This window comes from uncultured Methanobrevibacter sp., assembly GCF_902771435.1.
Classification (GTDB): Archaea; Methanobacteriota; Methanobacteria; order Methanobacteriales; family Methanobacteriaceae; genus Methanocatella.
In genome coordinates this window covers 1-2,335 of sequence record NZ_CACXXB010000101.1, presented here as the reverse complement: position 1 = coordinate 2,335, position 2,335 = coordinate 1, and the positions used below count along the sequence as shown (strand labels likewise).

Here is a 2,335-nt window from a genome sequence, read left to right as displayed (position 1 = left end):
TCAGCTTCCTGAACTATTTCATCTTCAACAAAAATCCTTACCCTATATGGTTCCAATGCAGCAGGGTGAACTGTACCCATTGGAATTTCAGTTTCAATAATTTTGCTTCTCGGTACTTTTTCATCCATTTAATCCCCTCTTTAATCCGCATCTAATAATGTAGGTAATAATGATACAACTCCTGCCAAAACATCTTGAGGCCTTACAGCACAACCCGGAACTTTTGCATTAACCGGTATGACATTTTCAACAGGTCCTTCAATTTCTTCGGATGGAATATCAGCAAAACAATTCTTATAAACACCACCCATTAGAGCACAACTTCCAGCAGCCACAACCAATTTAGGATTAGGAATGGCCTTGTAAATCTCTTCCAATGGCTTTCTATTTAAATGTGTAACAGGACCTGTGACAACTAAAACATCAGCTTCACGAGGATTCCAAGTTAAGAACACATTATATTGTTCAGCATCAAATCTTGGTGATAAAATTGAATTAACAATTTCAATATCGCATCCGTTACATCCGCCAGTGTAAACCAACATGACATGTATTGCTCTGGCTCTTGAAAATGATTTAATTCCCATCTAATCACCTTCCTCCCTATTTCTCAACACAGTATTATCTGATAAATATTGTGAAATGACTTTAAGCTTTTCATCTGAAATTTTAAATGGTTCAGTTAAATCAAGGTCAACTTCCTGATCTCCAACACAACTTGGATGAATAGTTCCTTTCTGACCATAAAGTGAAAATATCGGACAGAAATCATGACAATAATAACATACAACGCATTTTTCAAGATTAATTTCAGGTACTTCACTTTTAATCCAATCATCAGTTAATTTTTTAGGACTTGTTAGCCCTTTCATCTCAATTGCACCTGTCGGACATACATTGGCACAACCTCCGCATGATTCTTTTAAAGTTAGTAAAAGCTCCTTGTAAAGCTATTTTAAGTAAATTGCTCATTTAAATACCCTCTATTGAATCTTTAAAATTTCTTTCGAATAAAAATGCTTTTGCAGGACATGCATTTTTACATGCACCACAATAGGTACATTTATCTTCATTAACAACAAACTGTCCATCGATTTCATCAATTGCATCATATGAACAAGTCTTATGACACAAACCACAATGCATACACAATTGCTGTTCGATGAAATTGAATCCACCAGTAATTTCATTTTTATACATTGTAGATTTAGGTATGGCATCAACCGGACAGTGAACAGCACAATTTTCACATAAGATACATTTATCCAAATCAACGGAAATCTTTCCTCTATGCAGAGTAATTGCATCTTCCTGACAAACTTCACTACATATTCCACAGGAAATACAATCATCAGATACTTTTCCATCCCATGAATAGACCATTACTTGGCGAGCTTTGGCTACATCACAAACTTGAACACATTTTCCACAGGATACGCAGAAACCAGATAATGTAGGTAATTCCACATCATCAATTTCATCATAGATAAACATCTCATCATCTTCATGTAAAATGTGAATCGGACATGCATCAATAGCTTTATCATGAGTAACATTCTCAGTATCAGCTGTTGGATCATATCTTAATTTATTACCATCCCTTTTTTGAGACCCATTTTCACATAAATCTGCACATAAACCACAGTTTAGGCAAGATATGATTGAGCCGTCAGGTTTTTGATTCAACTTATTAATATTTATCTTAAATCCATCAACAGAAATCGCATTATGAGGACATGCTTTCATACAGTTTAGACAAAGAGTACATGTATCTCTATTAACAATTTGTAATCTATTCATTGAACCGTTAGGACATACATCTTCACATAATCTGCATTCACTGCAAATTCCTTCATCCCTATCAATACGTACTTGAATTGCGCTTGCAGGACAATATTGCTGACATCTGCCGCACAATATACATTTCTCTAAATCTGTGCCATAGTAATATCGAGTAACTTCAGTCTTTATGTTATCTGTTTTATGTGGAACATCCTTTAAAGGAGGATCCAATATGTTAAATGACTTGATTAAAGTAATTTGCCTGTCTTTTTCTACTTCATAACCATCAATACGATTTGAACAGACTTCACTACATACTCCACAACGTGAACAAATACCATATACAATTCCATCCTCAATAGTAATGTTATTGGTTGGGCAGTTGTACATACACATTCCACAGCCATTACATTTGGCTCTGTCTACAACATATCCCCCGTAAATATTGCGGAATATTGCATCATTCGGACAGTTTTTCTGACAAATTCCACAAGTAAGACAACTAAAAGCCTTTCCATTGATAAACTTAATGGCTTTTGTAGGGCATTTTTTA

At 34.9% G+C, this 2,335-nt stretch carries 3 protein-coding genes; all 3 read right to left on the bottom strand.

Features of this window, described 5'->3' with window-relative positions:
- Positions 1–140: 140 nt before the first annotated feature.
- On the bottom strand, positions 141–587 hold the full coding sequence (locus QZU83_RS10760; protein WP_292882604.1) for an NADH-quinone oxidoreductase subunit B family protein: 447 nt from the start codon (positions 585–587) through the stop codon (positions 141–143).
- Positions 588–872 (bottom strand): hypothetical protein, encoded by a 285-nt coding sequence (locus tag QZU83_RS10755; RefSeq protein ID WP_295611976.1) that lies wholly within the window; start codon positions 870–872, stop codon positions 588–590.
- Positions 873–972: 100 nt separating this feature from the next.
- Positions 973–2,335 (bottom strand): 4Fe-4S binding protein (locus QZU83_RS10750; protein WP_295611975.1); only part of this gene is annotated, 1,363 nt, incomplete at its 5' end.

Bases quoted from the DNA above. Each gene is read 5' to 3' on its own strand.
- QZU83_RS10760 (WP_292882604.1), bottom strand. From the start codon at position 587: ATGGGAATTAAATCATTTTCAAGAGCCAGAGCAATACATGTCATGTTG.
- QZU83_RS10755 (WP_295611976.1), bottom strand. From the start codon at position 872: ATGAAAGGGCTAACAAGTCCTAAAAAATTAACTGATGATTGGATTAAA.